Origin of the sequence: Nonomuraea sp. CA-143628 (assembly GCF_050942315.1) — a bacterium.
Classification (GTDB): Bacteria; Actinomycetota; Actinomycetes; order Streptosporangiales; family Streptosporangiaceae; genus Nonomuraea.
The window spans coordinates 4,890,804-4,912,994 of the sequence record NZ_CP192072.1 but is presented as its reverse complement, the minus strand read 5'-3'; the positions used below and the strand labels follow the sequence as shown (position 1 = coordinate 4,912,994).

Below are 22,191 nucleotides of genomic sequence, written 5' to 3'. Positions count from 1 at the left end.
TGGATTTATGTGGGCGGGAGATCGGATGTATGCCACCCTGGGACCTCAGCCACCTGCCACTTGCCGAGTGGCGCCCGCTGCCCGCCGAGTGGCAGCGCCATCCCGCGCGATAGTCGGAATTCGCAGCCGGCGGCATCGCCCCATGACCGCTTCGACTTCACCATCGGCTTGATGGTCGACGGCCTCAGCCCGAATTCGTGACGCGACCATGACACGGCGCGGACGCGGCGGGGACGCGGCGGCCTGACAGTGGACGCGTTGACCGACGAAGCCGATCACGAGGAGACGTTGACATGGCTGATGACGGGAAATGGGACCGGCGTTCGCTGTTCCGGGGCGCCGCCGTGCTGGCCGGTGCCGCCGCGGCCACGCCGCTGCTCGGTGGGACGGGCACGGCGTTGGCCGACATCGGGGACGCCGACGCGCTGTTCAAGTCCGGGAAGTTCGAGCAGGCCGGCCGGGCGTACGAGGAGATCCTGAAGCAGGATCCCGTGAACCTGCGCGCGGCCCGCCAGCGCGGCCTTGTCGGGCTGCTGTCCAACCGGTTCCCCGAGGCCGAGAAATACCTCAAGATGGCGCTCAAGCTGGCGCCGGACGACAAGGAGACCAACTCCTACCTGGGCGACTGCTACATCCGGCAGGACAAGTTCGCGCTCTCCGTGCCGTGCTGGCAGGCGGCCGGCGAGGACGGCTACGCCAAGTGGTTCGCGGCGGTCGAAGGCGAGCCGTACCAGGTCCACGGCGGCATCGGGCGGATGCGGATCGAGCAGACGGACCCCTCACCGCTGGTGGAGGTCTCGCTCAACGGCGGGCCGCTGAAGCGCTTCGTGTTCTACACCGGCGCCCCGAACCTGAACGTGCGCGCCTCGGTGGCCAAGGAGGCCGGGCTGACCCCCGTCGTCAGCGAGAAGACCGATTTCGAAGGCATCTCCATCTGGGTGCACTACGGGGTGCTGGACTCCTTCAAGCTGGGCGACCTCGAACTGCGCAACGTCCCCGTCGGCTGGTCGGAGCGGGAGTCGGGCGGAGACGTCGACACTGACGACGACGGCCTGATCGGTACGTGGGTCTTCTACCACCTGCTGACGACCTTCGACTATGCGGGCCGGGAGCTGATCGTCCGCGCCCGGACCCCCGAGACGGCCGGCAAGGCACGCGCCGCCGCCGAACGAGCGGGCGCCGAGCCTCTGCCGCTGTGGCTGGTCCGTGACCACGACGTCCTCAGCGTGGGCAGCATCACCGGCGCCACCGGCTCCGGCCCGCGGGTGGTGGGCGTGACCATCGGCGGAATCGGCGAGACGACCGCGGGCATGCCCGGGGCAACGGCCGAGCGGCTTGGGATTCGCACCGACCACGACCGCCCGCTCGAGACGTTCGCCCACAGCCACCCGGCCGTCACCTACCCCTGTTACCCGAAGGAGATCCGCCTCGGGAACGCCGTCGCCAAGAACGTCTACTGCGAGACGAACCCGGGCGCGCAGGTCAACGTGCCCTGGCCCTTCGGAACGGGCATCGACTCGACGGGGCACTTCGCCCATTGCTTCTTCAAGCCGTACAACGTCACCCTCGACTTCGTCGGCATGAACCTCTACATCGCCCGCGGCAAGGCCACCTGATCACGTCGCCTGTGCCTGTTCGCCGAGCACCGGCCGCGCAGTCACGCTGACCGGCGCAGTGTTACCGAGCAGCGCAGGGGGCATCACACCCTAGAGGCGACCAGCAGCGTCCACTCCCGGACCCACGGGTAGGACGTAGGGATGAGCTTCGGCTTCCTATGGGATGTCTTAGTCGAGGAGTTCGGCTTCCCCGCGCTTGTGTCCCTGCCGTACGCGGCCGTCACCCTTTGGCTGATTCGGTCGGCTATCCCACAACTGCCTGCCGACTTCTGGGGTGAACCGTTCCTGTGGGTTGCCCCCAACCCATGGATCGCCGCTGTCATCGTCGCGGTCATAGCCCTGGTAGGCGGCATCATGTACCTCACCTTAGGACTGGACGCGCTGGGCCTCTCCCTTGTCATTTTCGTCGAGCTCGTGTCAGTTCTGTTCCACTTCCCCGTTCAGAACGTACAGACAGAACCGTGGCTCTGGGTGGCTTGGTCCTTGCAGACGCTAGCCTTCGTCGTGCTCTGGATAATGGCCCAAATACTGGCCCCGCCACCACCAAGACAATGACCGCGAAACGGCCGCCAGGACCGCTTCCGGCATCAGGCGAGCGAGTCGTCGATCTCCGCGCGGGTGGGCATCGACGTGCTCGCGCCCTCGCGCTGCACCGACAGCGCCGCCGCCACCGAGGCGAAGCGGAGGGCGGGGGCGGCGGGAAGGCCCTCGGCGCGGGCGACCGCGAGCGCGCCGACGAAGGTGTCGCCCGCCGCCGTGGTGTCCACCGCCTTCACCTTCAGGGCGGGTACGCGCAGCCGCTCGCCCGATCGCGAGCCGTACAGCGCCCCCTCGGAACCCAGCGTGATGACGGCCTCCGGAACCCGCGCGAGCAGCGCCTCCAACGCCGCCTCGGCGGAGTCGGCGCCGGTGATGTCGGCGGCCTCGTGTTCGTTCGGCACGATCAGCGTGACGGCGTCGAGCAGCGCGTCCGGCAGCGGCTGGGCGGGCGCGGGGGTGAGGATCACCGGTACGTCCGACACCTGCCCGGCCTGGGCGGCGGCGACCACCGCGTCCATGGGCAGCTCCAGCTGGAGCAGCAGCGCCCGGGAACCGGCGATCACCGCGACGTCGTCCTCGGTGGGCCCGGTGACGGTGCCGTTGGCGCCGGGCACCACGATGATCGAGTTGCCGCCTTCGTCGTCGACCACGATGTGCGCGATGCCGCTCGGACCGGGCACCTGCCGCAGCTGGGCGACCTCCACGCCGGCCGCGGCCAGGGTGGCGCGCATCTCGGAGCCGAAGCCGTCGTCGCCCACCGCACCCAGGAACGCGACCACGGCGCCCGCGCGGGCCGCCGCGATGGCCTGGTTGGCGCCCTTGCCGCCGGGGATGGTACGGAATCCGCGCCCGGTGACCGTCTCGCCCCGCTTGGGGGCCTGGGACACGTAGGCGACGAGATCCATGTTCGCGCTGCCGAAGACCGAGATCATGCCCTCATCATCTCCTGTGTACGGCGCGCCAAATCGCCCAGCCCCACCCCATCGAAGCCGGTCAGGCTACTTGCCAGGGTGTCGCGCATCCTCCACCGCACCGGAACCCCGCCGTTCAGCGCGCCCGCGACGGACCCGGCAGTGGCGCCCGCCGAGTCGGTGTCCCAGCCGCCGGCGACCGCTCCGGCGATGGTGGCGGTGAAGTCGCCCCGGCCGTGGATCAGCGTGGCGGCGACCAGGGCGGCGTTGTTGATCGTGTGCACCCAGTGCAGGGTGCCGTGCCGCTCGTGCAACCGGTCGACGACCCGCTCGAAGTCACTCTCCTGCGCGGCGTCCTCGGCCGCCTGCCGTACCGCCTGGTAAAGCCGTGATCGCGGCGGGACGACGGACAGCCCGGCCTCGACCACCTCGGCGGCGGAGGAGGCGACCAGGGAGCTCGCGCACATGGCGGCGGCGAACATGGCGCCGTAGATCCCGTTCGCGGTGTGGGTGAGGCGGGCGTCGCGCCAGGCGTACTCGGCCGCGGTGGCCGGATCGCCGGGATTGACCCACCCGTACACGTCGGTCCTGATCAGCGCGCCGATCCACTCGCGGAACGGGTTGCGGTACGTCGCCGTCTCCGGCACCTCGACCCCGGCCAGCAGGTTGCGGTAGGCGACGCGTTCGGCCGTGAAGGTTCGGCCGGCGGGCAGCTCGTCGAGCCACAGCTTGGCCACGTCGTCGGTGGTGAAGCCGCGGCCGTGCCGTTCCAGGACGGACAGGGCGAGCAGCGGGTAGTTCAGGTCGTCGTCCTCGGGGACGCCGTCGATGTTCTCGGCCAGCGAGTTGACGGCGCTGCGCCGGTTCCACGGCCAGCGTTCAGCGATGTCGACGGGCAGGCCCTTGGCGGTGAACCAGCCGGTGATGGGCCAGTTGCCGGTGGCCTCGGCGATCTCCCTGATGCCCGCGCGGGGGATCTTCTCGACCGGCTTGCCGAGCACGCAACCGGCCGCCCTGCCCTGCCAGGCCCCCAGCACACGGGCCGGATCCACCTGCGAGACCCGCTCCCCCTCCCGAGGAGCAGTGGGCACGGGCCAGTTCGGGCAGGCGGCGATGATGGCGGGCAGGTCGGACGGCTCGTCGGAGTCGAGCGGCGACGGGATGGCGGCCAGCTCGTCCAGCAGGTCCTCGGCGAGCGGCCGCAGCCTGAGCGCGCCGGGCTCGGAGGCCCCGGCGCGCGGCGGGGCGTCATGGCCGCCCGCCGCGTGCCACCGCTCGGCGATGTCACGCACGTCCCTACCGTCCTCGGCGGCCTGCCGCAGCTCATGGCCCACCAGGTCCTCAGGCTGCACCCAGGTCAGGCGGATCATTGGCTGTCGAGGGCGGCGAAGGCGGATTCGACGGCGCGGCGGCGGGCCGCGTCGTCGGCGTGCACCCGGCGGGCGACCTCGGCTATCGCCCGGCCGGGCGCCTCCAGGTCGGTACGGCTCGCCTCGGCCACCTGCGAGACCCATTCGGCCGGGATCGAGCCGAGCCCGCCCAGGGCGCCGGCGATGGCACCGCCCATGGACGCGATCGAGTCGGCGTCGCGGCCGTAGTTGACGCCGCCGAGCACGGTGTCGCGGTAGTCGCCCTTGGCCACCACGAGGAAGCCCAGCGCCAGCGGCAGCTCCTCGATGCTGTGCACCCGGCTCGGCCGCCGCGCGCCGAGGCCCTGGTCGCGGTAGGTGTCGGCGACCGTGTCGAACGGCCGCATGGCCGCCCGCAGCGTCTCGAACGACCCGTCCCAGTGACCGAGCCCGGAGGCCGCCTCGCAGACCGCCTCGATGGCGGCTCTGGTGCCGTCCTTGGCCAGCCGCAGGCAGGTGGCCACCACGGAGTCGAAGGTCGCGCCGGGCCGCATGGCCTCGGCGACGGCCGCCGCCATGACGCCGGCCGCCTCCCGGCCGTAGCTCGACTGGTGGGCGCCGGTCAGGTCGATGGCCTCGGCGTAGGCGGCGTCGGGGTCGGCGGCGTTGACGATGCCGACCGGCGCCACGTACATGGCCGCGCCGCAGTTGACGATGTTGCCGACACCGGCCTCGCGCGGGTCCACGTGGCCGTAGTGCAGCCGGGCGACGATCCACTTCTCGGCCAGGAAGATCCGCTGGAGCGGCAGCGCCTCGGCCTCCAGCTCGGGGATCCACCGCCGCTCGCCCATGAGCTCGGGTACGAAGTGCTCGGCCATCGAGTACGCCCCGAGGTGACCGGCGACCTTCTCATAGACGCGGATGAGCGCGTGCGTCATGAGGGTGTCGTCAGTGATGTGGCCGTCGCCTTTGTGATAGGGGGCGATGGGCCGGGCGTTGCGCCAATCCTCGTTGTACGGGGGCACGATGCCCTCCACGTGCCCGCCGTACCTGGTGGTGATCTGTTCGGGAGTCCAGCCCTCGGTGGCGCCGCCCAGCGCGTCACCGACCGCCGCCCCCGCCACGCAGCCGGTCGCCCTGTCCTCAAGCGGCGTCATGCGAGTTCCTCCAAGAGTTCGATGAGATCTTTTCCTGCCAGTTCCGGCAGACAGCAGCCTGCCAGTGTGCGCGCCGACGCGGTCCACCCCTCCGGGATCGCGTCGAGCCCGCCGCACGCTCCGGTGAGCGCCCCGGTGAGCGCGGGCGCCGAGTCGGCCAGCGTGGCCAGGCACGCGGCGGCGGGTACGGCCGCGCTCAGGGCGCCGCCCGCCACCTCGGCCAGCGCCAGCGCCACGGGCACCGTCTGCGCGGCGCCCACGCCGTAGCTGTAGACGTGGTCGAGCAGCGCGGCGTCGAGCGCGGGTACGGCGGCGAACGCGTCGCCCGCCTTCCGCGCCACCTCCAGCGCCAGCCGGGCGTTGTGCCCGATAGCGCTGTCAGGCGGCAGTACGGCCAGCGCCGCCCCGGCCGCCGCGGTGGCCGAGCCCGTCGCCACCGCCTCGGCCACCGCGGCCGCCATGGCCAGGGCTCCGAGCAGCCCGTCACCGGCGTTGGTCACCTGGGCGTCCTCGGCCGGGTCACGGCCGAGCGCGCCGAAGGCGACGGCCCTGACGGCGGCGGCGTCGTCGAAATGGTGTGGATTGTCGTGGCCGCTGGCCGGGGGCTCGACGCCCTTGGCCAGGTTGCCGAGCGCGGTGGCCACCGAGATGCGCGCCCGGATGTCCTCGCGGCCCACCAGCTCGCCGAACGCCTCGGCGCGCGGCCGGTCGATGGTACGCACCGTCCAGGCCAGCCATTCGGCGTCGTCGGACGGGCCGACGGCCAGCGGCGCCACGGGCTGGTTCAGCGCGAACGGCACCGGCAACGTGGTCACCCGGTGCTCCTCCGCGAACGTGTCGAGCTCGCGCAGCAGCCGCCTGCTCCATGGCGCGTGCAGCGCCGACCGGTGCCTGGTGGCGGGCCAGCCCACGGCGTCTCCCACGGCGAGCCCGACGAAGGCTCCCGCGATCCTGTCCCCCGACATGAGTTCCTACAGTCCTTCCGCCAGTTCGTCGGCGACGTCCAGCACGTGCCTGCCGGCCACGACGGGCAGGCATTTGCCCGTCACGGGACCTATCCTGCTCGCCCAGCGTTCCGGTACGCCGTCCCGCCCCTGCCCGGCACCCGCGATGGCACCGGCGATGGCGCCGATGGTGTCGGCGTCGCGGCCGAGACTCACCCCGAAGGTGATGGTCGCCTCGACATCGCCGCCGCCCGCCAGGTAGGCGGCGAGGGCGAGCGCCACGGCTTCGGGCGCCACGTCGGTCCAGGGGTAGTGCTGGACCACCACGGCTTGGTGAAGCGCTTCGACGACCGACAGCTCGTCGCCACCCAAAGCGTCCGTGTCCCGCCCAAAGGCCGAGTCCCGCCCGTCCGAGTCCCGCCCGAAGGCCAAGTCCCGCGCGAAGACGGCGTCGCTCGCGACGATCACGTCGCGCGCCCGGACGATGTCGCGGGCCGTCCACGAGTCCGCGGGGATCACCGACAGCGCGGCGGCCACCACCTCCTGCGGCGCCGCCCCGGTCATCGCGGCGGCCACCGCCCCGGCGACGGCCCGGCCGCCCAGCACGCCTTCACCCGACTGGCTGACCCGCCCGTCCTCCTCGACGAGCCGGGCGGCCTCCGCCGGATCTCCGGGGCAGAACACGCCGTACGGCGCCGCCCGCATCGCCAGCCCGTCCGACCAGCCGTGCTGATGGACGAGCCCGGTCAGCGGCGGCTCCAGCCCGCGCCTGAGCGCCTCGACGGTGCCGAGCTCGGAGAACCCGGCGCCGCGCATCGGCCCGGTCACCCGGGGAATGATCTCCGTACGGTAGGCGTGGGCCACATCGGCCGAGGTCAGCGCGTGCCCGTGGCGTACCAGCAGCGAGGAGGCGAAGATCGCGTACTCGGTGTCGTCCGTGCCCCCGCCCTCGATCTCGGTGAGCCGGCCCCACCGCCGGCGGATCTCCGCCGGTGTGAGGTTCTCCGCGGGCGCCCCGAGGGCGTCACCGGCCGCCAGGCCGAGCAGACACCCCCGGGCCCTGTCCCGATAAGTCACCGCTGGTACCGCTCCAGCACCTTGTTGCCGTCCGCCACCAGCTTCGCCGCCGCGTCGTCGATCGAGATCTTGTTGGCGAAGTACTGCTGCAGGACCGGCGTCGCGACCTTGCTCTTCCACTCGTCGAACCCGTTGACCTTGAGGAACGGCGCCACGACGAGGTTCTTGGCGGAGGCCGTGGCCACGTCCCAGCCGTTCTCCTTGGTGGTCATCGCCGGGTCGGCGGCGGCCTTGGCGGAGGTGGGCAGCAGCCAGTCGCCCTTGGCGAGCTTGGCCTGGTTGGTGCCGTTGAGGAAGAAGGAGATGAACTTCAGCGACTCCTCCGCGTGCTTGCTGTCGGCGGCGACGGAGAGGGTCTGCGAGACCGCGCCCTGGTCGCTGCTGGTGCCCTTCAGCGGCGGGAGGGTGACCCAGTCGAAGCCCTTGGGGGCCTGCTCGACGACCTGCTGGCGCAGGTAGACGCCGACCGGCAGCATCGCGTACTTGCCGGCGAAGAAGCCGGGCAGCGGGTCGGCGGTGCCCATGCCGAGCGCAGAGGTGTCGGCGGACTTGTCCTTGTAGAGCTGGTCGTGGATGCGCTGGAGGACCTGCTTCTCCTCCGGGCCCACCTTGACGGTCGTCTTGCCGTCGGTGGTCTGGAAGAAGGTGCCGCCGAAGTTGAGCGCCAGGTTCAGCGTCTTGTTGACCGGCGACTTCATGGGCCAGGCCACGCCGAAGGAGCCGCTCTTGGTGAGCTTCTTGCTGATCTCGGCGAACTCGTCCCACGTCCACGGGTTGTCGGGGGTGGGGATGCGCACGCCGGCGCCGTCGAGCAGCTTCTTGTTGGCGATGATGACCTGCGACTCCTGCAGGAACGGCACGCCGTACACGCCCTGGTTGCCCTTGCCGTCGTCGAAGGTGACGGTGTCCCAGGCGGGCTGCGGGATGTCGCTCTTGAGGTCGGCGGGCACCTTGTCCTTGATGTTGAGCAGGTAGCCCTTGGAGGCGAAGCCCGACAGGGCCGGGGAGTCGTCGTGGATGACGTCCGGCGGGTCGCCGCCCTCGAAGGAGGTGACGAGCTGGTCGTTGACGTTGTCCCAGCTGCCCTGGACGTAGGTGACCTGGATGGTCGGGTTGGCCTTGTTCCACTCGTTGACGAGCTGCTTGTTGGCCGCGACCGACTCCTTCTGCCAGGCGAGGCTGAGGAAGTTGAGCTTGACCGGCTCCCCGGGCTTGGCGGACTCGCCGGAGCCGGCGTCGCCACCGCCCCCACCGCACCCGGCGGCCAGCGCGACGATCGCCGCCGCCGCCAACGCGGATTTGATACGCATAAGAGCCTCCTAGCCCTTCACAGCGCCGGCCATCAGGCCGGACCTCAGCCGTCGCTGGATGATTGCGAAAAAGATCAGGCTCGGGATCGTCGCCATGAGCGACGCCGCGGCCAGCGGGCCGAGCCTCGACACTCCCTCAGGGCCGGTGAACCTCACCAGCGTCAGCGGCAGCGTCATCACATCGGGGTCCTTGAGGACCACGAGCGCGAACAGGAACTCGTTCCACGAGGAGATGAACGAGAACAGCAGCGTCGCCACCACGCCCGGCGCGAGCAGCGGCGCGACGATGCTGACGATCGAGCGCAGGCGGGTCGCGCCGTCCATGGCCGCGGCCTCCTCCAGCTCGCGAGGTACGGAGCGCACGTACCCCTGGAGCATCCACAGCGCGAACGGCAGCGTGAACGTCACGTGCACGACCACCAGGCCGAACAGCGTGTTCACCAGGTCGAGCTGCTTGAGCACCATGAACAGCGGGATGATGATCAGGATGAACGGGAAGACCTGGCTGACCAGCACCCACCCGAGCGCCACCCGCTTGAGCACGCCCTTGTAGCGGGCCAGCGCGTAGGAGGCGGGCAGCGAGACGGCGACCGTCAGCACGGAGCTGGACAGGGCCACGATCAGGCTGCGCAGCCCCGCTCCCACCAGGTCCTGCTCACCGAAGGCGTCGCTGAAGTTGGCCAGCGTCGGCCGGTCCGGGATCCACGTCGGGTGCAGGTTGGCCATCTCCTGCGGCGTCTTGAGCGCCGTGGACAGCAGCCACACCAGCGGGAACGCCAGAAAGACCATGTAGGCCAGCAGTGCCGCGTACTGCGGGATCCTCTTCATGACGCCTCCCGCATCTGCCGCCAGAGATAGAAGCCGAGCAGGACCAGCACGACGATCACGATGGTGACGCCCATGGTCGCCGCGTAGCCGAAGAAGCCGTAGCGGAACGCCTCCTCGTAGGCGAACAGCATCGGCAGCCTGGTCCGCCCGCCAGGCCCGCCCTGCGTCAGCACGTAGACGAGGGTGAACTGGTTGACGTTCCACACGAAGTCGAGCGAGGTGATGGTGACGATCACGGGCCGCAGCTGCGGCAGCGTGATGCTCCAGAACTTCCGCCAGGTGGCCGCCCCGTCGACCTCGCCGGCCTCGTAGAGCTCTTTGGGGATGCCCTGCAGACCGGCCAGGAGGACGACCGTGGTCTGCGGCATGCCGCTCCAGACGCCCATGACGATGATGGCGGGCAGGGCCCAGGAGAAGTCGGCGAGCCAGTTGATGTCGGTGCCGAACGTGGTGTTCACGATCCCGGCGTCGGGGTGGTAGACCAGCCGCCACATCAGGCCGATGACCACGGGCGGCATCGCCCACGGCACCACGGCCAGCACCCGGGCCAGTCCCCTGAACCACAGCTTCTGGTTGAGCAGCAGCGCCAGCCCGAGGGAGGCCAGGAACTGCAGCACGGTCACCGACACGGCCCAGACCAGGCCGATCCTGATCGACGCCCAGAAGTCCTCGTCGGCCAGCAGCGTGCCGAAGTTCTCCAGGCCGACGAAGCTGGTGACGTGGTTGCGGCCGGACTCCGCGTCGGTGAAGGCCAGGCCGATGCCGTAGAGCAGCGGGCCCACGCTGAACAGCAGGACCGGCACCAGCGCGGGCAGCATCAGCACCCACATCTCGCGGGTCTGCCGCGAGAGGCCGCTGGGTCGCCTGCGCCGCGTCTGCGGGGGCCTGGTCGCGGTCGCCGTCATGAAGACCTTCCTCCCTCGGACGCCTCGCCTGCGGTGGACGCGCGAACCGCCAGGCGGGGCAGGACGGTGACCAGGCGGGGCTCGCGATCGCCGTTCTGCAGCCGGTCGAGCAGCAGCTCGGCGGCGGCCTTACCACGTTCGGCCGAGCCCAGCGAGACGCTGGTGAGCGACGGCCAGGAGGCGGCGGCCAGGTCGGTGTCGTCCATGCCGACCACCGCGACGTCCTGCGGCACCTGCTTGCCCGCCGCGCGCAGCACGTCGAGCGCGCCCAGCGCGATCAGGTCGTTGGCGCACATCAGCGCGTCGATGTCGGGCGCCCGCCGCAGCAGCGTCGCCACCGCGCGGCGGCCCTCCTCGCGGTAGAAGTCGCCGATCTCCACCAGCTTCTCCTCGTACGGCAGGCCGACCGCCGCCAGCGCCTCCCGGTACGCGGCGCCGCGGGCGGCTCCCGGCACGGTGTCGAGCGGGCCGTTGACCATGCCGATCCGGCGGCGGCCGAGCATGTGCAGGTGGTCGATGGCGAGCCTGACGCCGGTGCGCGAGTCCGCGCGTACGTTGTCGACCGGCGTCCCGTCGGGCACCGAGCCGATGATCACGACGGGCGCCCGGGCGGCGGCGAGCATCCGCAGGTGCGCCTCGGTGACGCGCAGCGGGCTCATGATCAGCCCGTCGACGTAGCGCTCGCCGAGGCTGTGCAGCACGTCGATCTCGTCGGCGGCGACGGCGTCGGTCGAGTGCAGGACCAGCCGGTAGCCCGCCGCCTTGAGCACGGGCTGGATCTCGCGCAGCATGGCCAGGTAGGCCGGGTTGCCGATGTCGGCCATGGCGAAGGCGACCTGGTGCGTGCGGCGCGACTTGAGCGACCTGGCCACGGCGTTGCGCACGTAGCCGAGCTCGTCGGCGGCGGCCATCACCTTGCGCACGGTCTCCTGCCTGGTCGGCAGGCCGTTCAGCACCCGCGAGACCGAGGCGATGGAGACGCCCGCGCGCTCGGCGATCGTGGTGATCGTGGGTCCGTCGGCCAAGGCTGTCCCTCCATGCGCATGGAACGAATCCGTAAATTTCTGTAAACGTTTACGGCGTGTGGGACATGAAACATGCACGTTACGTATGGGGTCAAGTCACGATCACATAACACGAGGTCACGGAACGCCGCCTGGCTCCGGGCGGAGCCAGGCGGCGCTCGTAGCGGGGTGAGACCGGGACGGGGGCGGGGGCTCCGGCTGGGGGTGGGGCCTGGTCCCGGGAAGCTCGTACCGGATAGGGAAGCTCGTACCGGATCAGGTCAGCGCGAGTCGGCCGGGACCGGGACGGGGACGCGGCTCAGGGCGCGGATGGCCGGGGCGCCCGAGAGGGCGACCGCGGCGGCCAGCAACGCCGGGACGATCAGCGCGAACCGCAACGTCCAGGACTCCGCGAGATAGCCGAGCAGCGCGGGCCCCACCAGCAGCCCGCTGTAGCCGAAGGCCGTCACCAGCGCCAGCGCGCGGCCGACCCGGTTGCCCGCCGCGCCCACCGCGCTGAAGATCACCGGTACGACGGTGGCCAGCCCGACGCCGACGAGCGCCCAGCCGGACCACGCGCACACCACCTGGAGCGCGTCGGCGGTGAGCGGGGCGACGAGGACGAGCGCGTACCCGCAGGTGGCGAGCACGCCGGCGAGCTGGATCGTGCGCACGGAGCCGAGGCGGGCCCGGATCGGGTCGCCCAGCAGCCGGACCGTCGTCATGGCCACCGCGAAGATCGTGTAGGCGATCGGCGCGGCGGCCGGATCGGTGTGCAGCACCCAGCGGGCGTGCAGGGCGGCCCAGTCGATGGCGGCGCCCTCGCTCAGGTGCCCGGCGAACGCGGCCAGGCCCAGCAGGGCCACCAGCCCCCAGCGAAGCGGGCTGCTCTCGGCCACGCTCTCGTCGCGGGTGACGTGCTGGGGCGGGTCCGGCAGCAGCATCCGCGCCGCCGGAACGTACAGGATCGGCACCACGATCGCCGCCCCGACCAGCAGCGCCTGCGGGTCCACGCCGAGCTTCAGCGCCCCGGCGGTCAGCGCGCCACCGACGGCGCCGCCCAGACTCCACGTGCCGTGGAAGGCCGAGATGATCGGCCGGCCGTAGACACGTTCGACCTCGACCGAGTGGGAGTTCATGGCCACCTCGGCCACCCCCAGGCCGATGCCGAGCACCACGGCGAGAACGGCCAGCGCCGGGTAGGAGGGGGCCAAGGCGGGGCCGAGCAGGACGGCCGCCGACAGCGGGCCGCCGACCCAGCAGACGACCCTGCTCGACCACTTGTCCACCAGCGGCCCCGCCACCAGCATCGACACCAGCGCGCCACCCGAGACCAGCAGCAGGACGCTGCCGAGCCGGGCCGGTCCGAGATCCAGGCGGTCGTTGAGCGACGGCAACCCCGCCGCCCACAGGCCCATCACGAACCCACTGAGAAAGAAGAAGGAGAAGACTGCGATACGGGCGCGCTTGGCGTCACTTTTGTTCACGGCTAGAGCATAATAACCCGGATGAGGCTTCGACAATGGTGATGAATGGGGCAACGACCAGCGCCGGTCTGCGCGCGTACAACCGGGTGCGGCTGCTGCGGGCCGTGCACGACTGCGGCGCGACGCGCACCCGCTCCCGTCTGACCCAGGACCTGGCGCTGGCCCGAGGCACCGCCTCGGTGCTGGTCAGCGGCCTGGCCGACGACCGGCTGCTGCACGAGGAGCCGTCCGCGGCGCACGGCAGAGGGCGCCCCACGCAGGTGCCGGGCCCGCATCCCGAGGGGCCGCTGGCGCTGGCCGTGGACCTTCGGGAGGACTCGTGGGAGGTCGCCGCCTGCGAGCTGGGCGGACGCGTCTCCGTCCTGGACGTACGGCGCCACGACGGCACGCCCGAGGGGGCCCTGGGGCCGCTCGGTGAGGTGCTGCGCGCGCAGCTCGGACGCCTCGGGTCCCGGGTGGTCGGGGTGGGCGTCGCGGTGGCCGGGCCGGTGCGCGACGGCGGTCTGGTGGACGTGGCACACCTGCGCTGGCGCTCGGTGGATGTACCCGCGCTGCTCGGTCTCGGCGCCGCGGTGCCGGGTGGTGGGCCGCGGGTGGGCAACGACACGGCCTTCGCGGCCTTGGCGGAGGCGCGGCGGGGACGTTTGCGCGGGATCGGGGTGGGGCTGCACATCCACGTGGACTTCGACCTCGGCGGCGTGCTCGTGGTGGATGGGCGCCCGCTGGAAGGGGCCGGCGGGATGGGCGCGGAGTTCGGGCACATGCCGCTCACGGGCGGCGACGCGCCCTGCATGTGCGGCGCGCACGGCTGCTGGGGGCTGGAAGTGGGGGCGAACGCGCTCCTGCGCCACATGGGCCTGGCGTACGGCGGCGGCCAGGGCCGCGACGACGCCCGCCGCATCCTCGCCACCGCCGACGCAGGCGCCGAAGCGGGCGACGTGACGGACGAGGCCGCGGACGGCCGCACCAGAGGCGGCGGCACCAGTGGTGGTACGGGCGGCGGCCAGGTTCCGAGCCCGCACGACCACACGGGCGACGGCGGGGCGGCGTTGCGCGCGGTCAGGACGAACGCGCAGGCGCTGGGCCGGGGACTGGCGGCACTGGTGAACGCGCACGATCCGGCGGTCGTGACCCTGTCCGGCCTGGGCGTCGACCTGTACGACCGGGCCCTGCCCACCCTCATGGAGTCGTTCGGCCGCGGCCTGATGACGATCCGCCACGAACGGCCGCCCGTGATCGCCCCCTCGGCCCTGGGCTGGCAGGGTCCGCTGGTCGGCGCCATGGAGTCGGTGTTCGACATGTTCCTCACCGTCTCCGGCGTCGAATCCTGGCGCGGCAGCACGTGATAGAGACCGGCTGATCGAGCGCCGGCGAACAGGGCACCGGCGAAAAGAGCACGGCCCCGTGAAGCGCGGGGATGCCTTGATTCAGCATCCTGCCCCTTCCCCCGAAGAGCACCTCCATTCCGACATGGTACGCGCGCATGCCCCCTGACCTGCAACAACCCGGCTCCGCCGGAGCGTTGCCGAACCGTTCGAGCCCCGCGCGACACGCCCGAACGCCGAATGTGACGGATACCACGCGCAAGGGCGGAAACCACCCAGCCGAGCTGTGATCTTGCCGAGAAGGCATCCCGGGAGAGGCGGCACCGCACGCCGACCTGCGGCTCCGCCGACCCGGCGAAATCCCGCCGGAGACCTCTATGACCTGGTCAGAGACTGTTTCGCGGGCCGCGAAGGCGATGTCGCCCGGTGGGCGGGCTACGGTGAGGAGAACCTCGTGGTCGGCGGCATGGGCGTCAGCGGAGGCACGCTCGCGCGGGAGGTGGCGGGCGCCGAGACGGCCGTTTCGGCGTGGCGCACACGCTGAGCGGGCGCTTTTCGCAACACGAACCGCTGGTATCCGCCATGATTAGCCACTGCACTACGGGTTACAGGAATCCCCGACCCCAAACTCCCCTAGGAGAACCGAGATGGCACTTCCGACTCTCACCCCCGAGCAGCGCAAGGCGGCTCTGGAGAAGGCCGCCGAGGCACGCGCGGCCCGCACCGCCCTGCTGGGCAAGGTCAAGGCCGGTGAGCTGACCTTCGCGCAGCTGCTGGAGCGCGACGACGACATCGCCAAGAAGATCAAGGTGTCGCAGGCCCTGCGCGCCGTCAAGGGCGTCGGCCCGGCCAAGGCCACCGCGCTCATGGAGGAGGCCGGCGTCGACGAGAAGCGCCGCCTCGGCGGCCTGGGCGCCCAGCAGCGCAAGAAGCTGGTCGACGCGCTCGGCTGACGACCGGGCGGCCAGGTCCGCGCGGAACGCCGCGCGGACCGGCCGGCGCCCTGGACGTACCGGGTACGTCAGCGCCCGCCTGGACGTACAGCCTGTCAGGACCCGCCTCGACGTACCGCGTGTGTCAGGACCGCAGATAGGCGAGGACGGCCAGCACGCGCCGATGCTGATCGCTGTCGTCGGCGTAAAGCCCGAGCTTGCTGAAAATGCTCCTGATGTGCTTCTCCACGGCCCCGTCGCTGATGACCAGCTGCCGGCCGATGGCCGGATTGGACTTGCCTTCGGCCATCAGCCCGAGCACTTCCCGCTCCCGCGGCGTCAGCTGCGCCAACGGGTCGTCCCTGCGCCTGCGCACCATCAATTGGGACACCACCTGAGGATCGAACACGGTCCCGCCGGCGGCGACCCGCCGCAGGCCCTCCATGAACTCGTCCACGTCCACGACCCGGTCCTTCAGCAGGTAGCCCACCGCGCCCCGGGCATCGGCCAGCAGGTCGTCGGCGTAGGAGACCTCGACGTACTGCGAGAGGATCAGCACCGGCGCCCCCGGAACCCGGCGGCGCGCCTCCACGGCGGCCCTGAGCCCCTCGTCGGTGAACGACGGCGGCATCCGCACGTCGACCACGGACACGTCCGGCCGGTGCTCGGCCACCGCCTTGACGAGGCCGTCGCCGTCACCCGCCGTCGCGACCACCTCGCAACCGAACTCCTCCAACAACCTGACCAGGCCCTCCCTGATCAGAACCGCGTCATCGGCCACGACTACCCGCACGGAACCTCCGCCACGATCACCGTCGGCCCGCCGTCCGGTGATTGCACGGCCAGCTCCCCGTCGACCGCGCGGAGCCGGTCGGCCAGACCGGCGAGACCATGTCCCTTGGCGACGTGCGCGCCGCCGACCCCATCATCCCCGATGGTGAGCATGAGAATGTCACCGATGTGGACGAGCTGGATCGTGCAGACGGTGGCGCGGCTGTGCTTGGCGACGTTCGTGAGTGTCTCGGCGACGACGTAGTAGATGGCGTTCTCGACGGAGGCCTGGTAGCGGCGGACGGTCTGCACGTCGAGGTCGACCGGGATGGTGCAGCGCCCGGCTAAGGCGGCCAGGGCCGGGGCGAGGCCGCGGTCGGACAGGATGGGCGGCGCGATGCCGCGTGACAGGGCGCGCAGCTCGTCGAGCGTCTCGCGGGTGGCGGTGATGGCCGAGCTGATCGTGGCCTGCGCGGCCTCGGGGTCCCGCTGCATCTGCCGCTGCGCCCTGGACAGCTCCATGGCCAGCGAGACCAGCCGCTGCTGCGGGCCGTCGTGGATGTCGCGCTCCAGCTTGCGCAGCGCGTTGGCCTCGGCGGAGACCGCCGCGGCCCGGCCCTCGGCCAGGTCGTCGATGCGCTCCTGCAGCTCGGCGACCCCGGTCAGCAACGCCCGGCCGACCCCGGCGCGCAGCAGCGCGGCGGCGCGCACCATGAACGGCAGGATGAGCAGGCCGAGCAGGCCGAGCACGACGTAGAAGGCCGAGTTGACCCAGTAGTTCTGCTCGAACCCGAGCAGCTGGGGCAGCTCTTCGTTGCCGGGGATGCGCGAGGTGATGACGCCCCACAGGGGGTAGCTCAGCCCGACGATCGGCACCGCCCAGAAGACCACGGTCAGCACGAACGACACGATGGCGAGGGGAAAGTTGATGATCCCGTGCAGCAGGTCGAGCCATGACTGCCCGCTGGTCATCGGGTTCACCATCCGGCGGAACCGGCCCGCGCCCGCCGGCGCGGGCTTGTAGCGGGGGCGCACCGGAGGGCGCTTGAGCACGTCGGAGAGCCAGCCGCGCTCCGCGTCCGCGAACCCCCGGGCGATCATGAGCGTCCCCGCGAGAAGGGGCACGCCGATCCAGACGACCGCCGTGCCCACACCGGCGGCCATGCCCACGACCAGCAGCACGAAGGCGATGACGGCCGTGGGGAAGCCGACCAGCGTGTAGCGCGTGTCCAGGAGGACACGTCTCATGAGGGAGCGCATGGCGTTCACGGTATGACTGTGCCACGCCCGGATCGACCCTGTGCGCAGGTATATGGCGGTAGGGCCTGCCCTACCTTCCATGGTGGTGCGATCTTCCGGCAAGAGGGCGGCTCACGGCACTGTGCCGGGCCGCCCGCGACGGAAGTCTTGAGGCCTCAAGGTTCGCGATGAACGTCCACCACGAAACGAGGCCCCCATGACCGCGTTGCTCGACCATCCGGCGGCCCTGCCCGAGGCCGCCGCACCGGTCCGCCCCGCCCCGGCGGCGCGGGCGACGGTCAGGGACCCGTTCATCGACCTGCTGCGGGTGTTCGGCATGGCGCTCGTGGTGCTGCAGCACTGGACGATCCCGGTGCTCGCCTTCGACGGCACCCGCCTGACCACCGGCAACGCCCTGGCGACTCCGGGCGTCTGGGTGGTGACCTGGATCAGCCAGGTGATGCCGCTGGTGTTCTTCGCGGGCGGCGCCGCCAACGCGATCAGCTTCGGCCGGGCGGCGCACGGCGCGCCGCAGTGGCTGGCCACCCGGCTGCGCCGGCTGGCCTGGCCGCTCCTGCCGCTGGCCGCGGTCTGGATCCCGCTCCCCCAGTTGCTGCTCACGCTGGGCGTGCCCGCGCAGCCGCTGCAGGTGGGCGCGCAGCTGACCGGGCAGCTCCTGTGGTTCCTGGCCGTCTATCTGATCGCGGTCACGGCCACGCCGTACATGATGAGCCTGCACGAAAGGTACGGCCTGCGCGTCCCCGCAGTGCTGGCGGCCGGGGCGGTGCTGACGGACGTGCTGCGGTTCTCGACGGGGGTCGACGCGCTGGGCTACCTCAACATCGTCTTCGTCTGGCTGGCGGTGCACCAGCTCGGTTTCCGGTACGCCGAGGGACGGCTGACCCGCCCCGGCCTGATGGCGATCGGCGGCTTCGGGGCCGCGGCGCTGCTCGTGGCGTTCGGCCCGTACCCGGGCAGCATGATCGGCCTGCCCGGCGCCGAGGTGTCGAACATGGCCCCGCCCACGCTGGCCATGCTGGCCGTCTCGATCGGCCAGATCGGGCTGGCCACGCTGCTGCGGCCGTGGATCCTGCGGCTGCGGACCGAGAAGCTGCTCGCCTGGGCCGGGCCGCGCATCATGACCGCCTATCTGTGGCACATGCCGGCGCTGTTCGCGGTCACCGGCGTGGTCGTCGTCGGTCTCGGCATCGACACGCCGGCGCCGGGCGGTCTGGCGTGGTTCGCCGGGTGGCCGATCTGGTTCGGGATGCTCTGCCTGGTGATGTGGCCGCTGCTGAAGGGCTTCTCCCGGTTCGAGGAGCCGCCCGCGCTGCCGTACGGGAAGGCCACCTGGCGCGGCGCGCTCACGTCGGCGGGGCTGGTCGGCGGCGGGCTGCTGGCGCTGACCGTGGCGGGGTTCGCGCCCGGCAACACGCCGTTCCTGGCGGCCCTGGCGATCCTGGGCGGCCTGCTGCTCACCGGCCCGAAGGCCCGTGTGTGACGCGCGCGTGAGAATACGGAAACATGATGGTCACGCGAATCGTCTAAGAATGCAGTCCTATGACGCTCATCCAGCCTGTGTCAGAGACCGACCTGCCCGCCGTCGCCGAGATCTACGCACACTATGTGACGGAGTCGGTGGCGACCTTCGACGAGACGCCCCTCGACATCGAGGCGTGGCGGTTGAAGGCGGCGGCCATCGCCGAGGCGGGCCTGCCGTTCCTGGTGGCCAAGGAGGAGGACGTCAAGGAGGAGGACGTCAAGGAGAAGGACGGCAGGGTGCTGGGCTTCGCCTATTGCGGGCGTTACCGTCCCAAGCCCGCCTACCGGCACACCGTGGAGGACACGATCTACCTCTCGCCGGGAGCGACCGGGCGCGGGCTGGGACGGCTGCTGCTCGGCGAGCTCATCGCCCGCGCCGGCGAGACCGGCGCCCGGCAGATGATCGCGGTGATCGCCGACGGCGGTGACGTGGCCTCGCTGAAGCTGCACGCGGCGTTCGGATTCGCGGAGGCGGGCCGGCTGAAGTCGGTCGGTTTCAAGCACGGGCGATGGATCGACACCATCCTCTACCAGCTCGAACTCCCCTGAGTCACGGGGATCGGGCGCCATCTCGCCGGCTCGGGTTCGAGCATTCGGCAAACTTCGGCAGGATAGAGGGTGTGAGCCTTCTCGTTGACCGCCTGCCAGAAGAGATCGACGCCGACCCGGACGCCATTTTCGACGCGTTCGTCTCCTGGAACTCCGAACGGGGGCTCACGCTCTATCCCGCCCAGGAGGAGGCGCTCATCGAGGTCGTCTCCGGGAGCAACGTGATCCTGTCCACCCCGACGGGCTCCGGCAAGAGCCTGGTCGCGGCGGGCGCCCACTTCGCCGCGCTGACCAGGGACGTACGCACCTTCTACACCGCGCCCATCAAGGCGCTGGTGTCGGAGAAGTTCTTCGACCTGGTCTCCATTTTCGGCACCGAGAACGTCGGCATGATGACCGGCGACGCCAGCGTCAACCCGGGCGCCCCGATCATCTGCTGCACGGCCGAGATCCTGGCCAACGTCGCGCTGCGCGACGGCGCGGCGGCCGACATCGGCCAGGTCGTCATGGACGAGTTCCACTTCTACGCCGAGCCCGACCGGGGCTGGGCGTGGCAGGTGCCGCTGCTGGAGCTGCCGAACGTCCAGTTCGTCCTGATGTCGGCCACCCTCGGCGATGTCTCGATGTTCGAGCGCGACCTGACCCGGCGCACCGGCCGGCCCACCTCGGTCGTCAAGCACACCGAGCGGCCGGTGCCGCTGATCTACTCCTATCGGATGACGCCCCTGCACGAGACGCTGGAGGAGATGCTCAGCACCGGGCAGGCGCCGGTCTACGTCGTGCACTTCACCCAGGCCGCCGCCATGGAGCGGGCGCAGTCGCTGATGTCGATCAACATGTCGACGAAGGCCGAGAAGGAGGCCATCGCGACGCTGATCGGCGGCTTCCGCTTCACCACCCGGTTCGGCCGGGCCCTGTCCCGCCTCGTACGCCACGGCATCGGTGTCCACCACGCCGGGATGCTGCCCAAATACCGGCGGCTGGTGGAGCGGCTGGCTCAGGCCGGTCTGCTGAAGGTCATCTGCGGCACCGACACCCTTGGCGTCGGCGTCAACGTGCCGATCCGGACCGTGCTGTTCACCGCGCTGTCCAAGTACGACGGCAACAAGGTGCGCCGGCTGCGCGCCCGCGAGTTCCACCAGATCGCCGGCCGGGCCGGGCGGGCCGGCTTCGACACCATCGGCTACGTCGCCTGCCAGGCGCCCGAGCACGACATCGAGAACGCCAAGGCGCTGGCGAAGATCGGCGACGACCCGAAGCGGCGGCGCGGTTACGCCCGCAAGAAGCCGCCGGAGGGGTTCGTCGGCTGGAGCGAGGAGACCTTCGAGAAGCTGCAGACCGCCGAGCCGGAGCCGCTCAACTCCCGGTTCAAGGTCACCAACGCCATGCTGCTCGCGGTCATCAACCGGCCCGGCGACTGCTTCCAGGCGATGAAGCACCTGCTCACCGACAACCACGAGGACCGTAAGTGGCAGCGGCGGCACATCAGCCAGTCGATCGCCATCTACCGCTCGCTGCTCGCGGGCGGCATCGTGGAGCAGCTCAGCGAGCCCGACGAGCAGGGCCGGCGGGCCCGGCTGACGATCGAGCTGCAGGAGGACTTCGCGCTCAACCAGGCGCTGTCCACCTTCGCGCTGGCCGCCTTCGACCTGCTCGGCCACGAGTCGCCGAGCTACGCCCTCGACATGGTGTCGATCGTGGAGTCCATCCTCGACGACCCGCGCCAGATCCTGTCGGCCCAGCTGAAGAAGGCCAGGGGCGAGGCGGTCGCGCAGATGAAGGCCGACGGCATCGAGTACGAGGAGCGGATGGAGCAGCTGGCCGAGGTCATGTACCCGATGCCGCTGGACGATCTGCTGCTCGGGGCCTATGAGACCTACCGGCGCGGGCATCCGTGGGTGGGCGACTACACGGTCAGCCCGAAGAGCGTGGTGCGCGACATGTACGAGCGGGCGATGACGTTCGCCGACTACATCCAGTTCTACGAACTGGCCAGGTCGGAGGGCACGGTGCTGCGCTACCTGGCCGACGCCTACCGGACGCTGTCGCGCACGGTCCCCGAGCACCTCAAGACCGAGGACCTGATCGACCTGATCGAGTGGCTGGGCGAGCTGGTCAGGCAGGTCGACTCGTCGCTGATCGACGAGTGGGAGCAGCTGGCCAACCCGGAGGAGGCGCTGGAGCGCCAGGAGCAGCTGGAGGCCAAGGTCCGGCCGGTCACCGCCAACACGCGGGCGTTCCGGGTGCTGGTGCGCAACGCGATGTTCCGCCTGGTCGAGCTCTGCGCCATCGAGAAGGAGGACGAGCTGGCGGAGCTGGCGCCCGACGTCGACTGGGGCGCGGCGCTCGACGCCTACTACGCCGAGCACGAGGAGATCTTCACCGACGCCGACGCGCGGGGTCCCGCGCTGCTGCGCATCGAGGAGGAGAGCGGGCTGTGGAAGGTGCGCCAGACCGTCAAGGACCCGGCGGGTGACGGTGACTGGGGCATCGACGCGCAGATCGACCTGGCCGCCTCCGACGAGGAGGGCCGCGCGGTGGTGCACGTACAGGGTCTCAACAGACTGTGAGATAAACAGATTGTGATAAAGCCGTGTGCCGGAGCGGACTGGCAAGGGCGCTCCGGCACACGCGCGTTCCTTCAGTCTCCGACAGATAAGTTCGTCATAAGGTCATGACAATGTCTCAAGATCGGGACATTTGCT

Annotated in this window: 20 protein-coding genes; 8 read left to right on the top strand and 12 right to left on the bottom strand. The window is 70.9% G+C overall.

Annotation, left to right across the window (positions count from 1 at the left end; translation table 11 throughout):
* Positions 1-293: 293 nt before the first annotated feature.
* A complete protein-coding gene (locus ACQP2T_RS22505; protein WP_433518066.1) occupies positions 294-1,616 on the top strand; it encodes an aspartyl protease family protein in 1,323 nt (440 codons plus the stop codon).
* 141 nt (positions 1,617-1,757) lie between these two features.
* Positions 1,758-2,171: a hypothetical protein gene (locus ACQP2T_RS22500; RefSeq protein WP_433518065.1), complete on the top strand. Its 414-nt coding sequence runs from the start codon at positions 1,758-1,760 to the stop codon at positions 2,169-2,171.
* A 32-nt stretch (positions 2,172-2,203) separates the two neighbouring features.
* Here the strand turns inward: ACQP2T_RS22500 and rbsK are convergent, their stop codons facing one another.
* The 10 genes from rbsK to ACQP2T_RS22450 all read right to left on the bottom strand — a co-directional run bounded on the left by rbsK (position 2,204) and on the right by ACQP2T_RS22450 (position 13,128).
* A complete protein-coding gene (gene rbsK / locus ACQP2T_RS22495; protein ID WP_433518064.1) occupies positions 2,204-3,088 on the bottom strand; it encodes a ribokinase in 885 nt (294 codons plus the stop codon).
* On the bottom strand, positions 3,085-4,437 hold the full coding sequence (locus ACQP2T_RS22490; protein ID WP_433518063.1) for an ADP-ribosylglycohydrolase family protein: 1,353 nt from the start codon (positions 4,435-4,437) through the stop codon (positions 3,085-3,087). The genes rbsK and ACQP2T_RS22490 overlap by 4 nt, the downstream gene beginning before the upstream one ends.
* The gene (locus ACQP2T_RS22485; RefSeq protein WP_433518062.1) at positions 4,434-5,573 is read right to left on the bottom strand and encodes an ADP-ribosylglycohydrolase family protein; all 1,140 of its coding nucleotides are present in this window, start codon (positions 5,571-5,573) and stop codon (positions 4,434-4,436) included. The genes ACQP2T_RS22490 and ACQP2T_RS22485 overlap by 4 nt, the downstream gene beginning before the upstream one ends.
* On the bottom strand, positions 5,570-6,538 hold the full coding sequence (locus tag ACQP2T_RS22480) for an ADP-ribosylglycohydrolase family protein (RefSeq protein WP_433518061.1): 969 nt from the start codon (positions 6,536-6,538) through the stop codon (positions 5,570-5,572). The genes ACQP2T_RS22485 and ACQP2T_RS22480 overlap by 4 nt, the downstream gene beginning before the upstream one ends.
* Before the next feature lie 6 nt (positions 6,539-6,544).
* Complete coding sequence (locus ACQP2T_RS22475) at positions 6,545-7,594, bottom strand: ADP-ribosylglycohydrolase family protein (RefSeq protein WP_433518060.1); 1,050 nt, start codon at positions 7,592-7,594, stop codon at positions 6,545-6,547.
* Positions 7,591-8,904 (bottom strand): ABC transporter substrate-binding protein, encoded by a 1,314-nt coding sequence (locus ACQP2T_RS22470; RefSeq protein ID WP_433518059.1) that lies wholly within the window; start codon positions 8,902-8,904, stop codon positions 7,591-7,593. The genes ACQP2T_RS22475 and ACQP2T_RS22470 overlap by 4 nt, the downstream gene beginning before the upstream one ends.
* Before the next feature lie 9 nt (positions 8,905-8,913).
* Complete coding sequence (locus tag ACQP2T_RS22465; protein WP_433518058.1) at positions 8,914-9,732, bottom strand: carbohydrate ABC transporter permease; 819 nt, start codon at positions 9,730-9,732, stop codon at positions 8,914-8,916.
* Complete coding sequence (locus ACQP2T_RS22460; protein WP_433518057.1) at positions 9,729-10,637, bottom strand: carbohydrate ABC transporter permease; 909 nt, start codon at positions 10,635-10,637, stop codon at positions 9,729-9,731. The genes ACQP2T_RS22465 and ACQP2T_RS22460 overlap by 4 nt, the downstream gene beginning before the upstream one ends.
* A complete protein-coding gene (locus tag ACQP2T_RS22455) occupies positions 10,634-11,662 on the bottom strand; it encodes a LacI family DNA-binding transcriptional regulator (protein WP_433518056.1) in 1,029 nt (342 codons plus the stop codon). The genes ACQP2T_RS22460 and ACQP2T_RS22455 overlap by 4 nt, the downstream gene beginning before the upstream one ends.
* A 260-nt stretch (positions 11,663-11,922) precedes the next feature.
* The gene (locus tag ACQP2T_RS22450; protein ID WP_433518055.1) at positions 11,923-13,128 is read right to left on the bottom strand and encodes an MFS transporter; all 1,206 of its coding nucleotides are present in this window, start codon (positions 13,126-13,128) and stop codon (positions 11,923-11,925) included.
* 41 nt (positions 13,129-13,169) lie between these two features.
* Here ACQP2T_RS22450 and ACQP2T_RS22445 point away from each other — a divergent pair, with 41 nt between their 5' ends.
* The 3 genes from ACQP2T_RS22445 (at position 13,170) to mihF (ending at position 15,406) form a co-directional block, all read left to right on the top strand.
* Positions 13,170-14,474, top strand: a complete 1,305-nt coding sequence (locus ACQP2T_RS22445) for an ROK family protein (RefSeq protein ID WP_433518054.1) — start codon at positions 13,170-13,172, stop codon at positions 14,472-14,474.
* A 271-nt stretch (positions 14,475-14,745) separates the two neighbouring features.
* Positions 14,746-14,997 (top strand): hypothetical protein, encoded by a 252-nt coding sequence (locus tag ACQP2T_RS22440; RefSeq protein ID WP_433518053.1) that lies wholly within the window; start codon positions 14,746-14,748, stop codon positions 14,995-14,997.
* Positions 14,998-15,100: 103 nt separating this feature from the next.
* Positions 15,101-15,406: an integration host factor, actinobacterial type gene (mihF, locus tag ACQP2T_RS22435; protein ID WP_225301079.1), complete on the top strand. Its 306-nt coding sequence runs from the start codon at positions 15,101-15,103 to the stop codon at positions 15,404-15,406.
* 124 nt (positions 15,407-15,530) lie between these two features.
* Here mihF and ACQP2T_RS22430 read toward each other — a convergent pair whose 3' ends face one another.
* Together ACQP2T_RS22430 and ACQP2T_RS22425 are read right to left on the bottom strand one after the other, a co-directional pair.
* A complete protein-coding gene (locus ACQP2T_RS22430; RefSeq protein WP_357959441.1) occupies positions 15,531-16,178 on the bottom strand; it encodes a response regulator transcription factor in 648 nt (215 codons plus the stop codon).
* Positions 16,169-17,404 carry a sensor histidine kinase gene (locus ACQP2T_RS22425; RefSeq protein ID WP_433518052.1) on the bottom strand — a complete coding sequence of 412 codons (1,236 nt, stop codon included), beginning with the start codon at positions 17,402-17,404 and terminating at the stop codon, positions 16,169-16,171. The genes ACQP2T_RS22430 and ACQP2T_RS22425 overlap by 10 nt, the downstream gene beginning before the upstream one ends.
* 208 nt (positions 17,405-17,612) lie before the next feature.
* On the opposite strand from ACQP2T_RS22425, the gene ACQP2T_RS22420 reads away from it, so the two are divergent.
* The 3 genes from ACQP2T_RS22420 to ACQP2T_RS22410 all read left to right on the top strand — a co-directional run bounded on the left by ACQP2T_RS22420 (position 17,613) and on the right by ACQP2T_RS22410 (position 22,056).
* The gene (locus ACQP2T_RS22420) at positions 17,613-18,896 is read left to right on the top strand and encodes an acyltransferase family protein (RefSeq protein WP_433518051.1); all 1,284 of its coding nucleotides are present in this window, start codon (positions 17,613-17,615) and stop codon (positions 18,894-18,896) included.
* Between the two features lie 59 nt (positions 18,897-18,955).
* A complete protein-coding gene (locus ACQP2T_RS22415) occupies positions 18,956-19,486 on the top strand; it encodes an N-acetyltransferase family protein (RefSeq protein WP_433518050.1) in 531 nt (176 codons plus the stop codon).
* Between the two features lie 62 nt (positions 19,487-19,548).
* A complete protein-coding gene (locus ACQP2T_RS22410; RefSeq protein ID WP_433519807.1) occupies positions 19,549-22,056 on the top strand; it encodes a DEAD/DEAH box helicase in 2,508 nt (835 codons plus the stop codon).
* Positions 22,057-22,191 lie beyond the last annotated feature (135 nt).

Bases quoted from the DNA above. Each gene is read 5' to 3' on its own strand.
- ACQP2T_RS22505 (WP_433518066.1), top strand. From the start codon at position 294: ATGGCTGATGACGGGAAATGGGACCGGCGTTCGCTGTTCCGGGGCGCC.
- ACQP2T_RS22500 (WP_433518065.1), top strand. From the start codon at position 1,758: ATGAGCTTCGGCTTCCTATGGGATGTCTTAGTCGAGGAGTTCGGCTTC.
- rbsK (WP_433518064.1), bottom strand. From the start codon at position 3,088: ATGATCTCGGTCTTCGGCAGCGCGAACATGGATCTCGTCGCCTACGTG.
- ACQP2T_RS22490 (WP_433518063.1), bottom strand. From the start codon at position 4,437: ATGATCCGCCTGACCTGGGTGCAGCCTGAGGACCTGGTGGGCCATGAG.
- ACQP2T_RS22485 (WP_433518062.1), bottom strand. From the start codon at position 5,573: ATGACGCCGCTTGAGGACAGGGCGACCGGCTGCGTGGCGGGGGCGGCG.
- ACQP2T_RS22480 (WP_433518061.1), bottom strand. From the start codon at position 6,538: ATGTCGGGGGACAGGATCGCGGGAGCCTTCGTCGGGCTCGCCGTGGGA.
- ACQP2T_RS22470 (WP_433518059.1), bottom strand. From the start codon at position 8,904: ATGCGTATCAAATCCGCGTTGGCGGCGGCGGCGATCGTCGCGCTGGCC.
- ACQP2T_RS22465 (WP_433518058.1), bottom strand. From the start codon at position 9,732: ATGAAGAGGATCCCGCAGTACGCGGCACTGCTGGCCTACATGGTCTTT.
- ACQP2T_RS22460 (WP_433518057.1), bottom strand. From the start codon at position 10,637: ATGACGGCGACCGCGACCAGGCCCCCGCAGACGCGGCGCAGGCGACCC.
- ACQP2T_RS22445 (WP_433518054.1), top strand. From the start codon at position 13,170: ATGAATGGGGCAACGACCAGCGCCGGTCTGCGCGCGTACAACCGGGTG.
- mihF (WP_225301079.1), top strand. From the start codon at position 15,101: ATGGCACTTCCGACTCTCACCCCCGAGCAGCGCAAGGCGGCTCTGGAG.
- ACQP2T_RS22425 (WP_433518052.1), bottom strand. From the start codon at position 17,404: ATGAGACGTGTCCTCCTGGACACGCGCTACACGCTGGTCGGCTTCCCC.
- ACQP2T_RS22420 (WP_433518051.1), top strand. From the start codon at position 17,613: ATGACCGCGTTGCTCGACCATCCGGCGGCCCTGCCCGAGGCCGCCGCA.
- ACQP2T_RS22415 (WP_433518050.1), top strand. From the start codon at position 18,956: ATGACGCTCATCCAGCCTGTGTCAGAGACCGACCTGCCCGCCGTCGCC.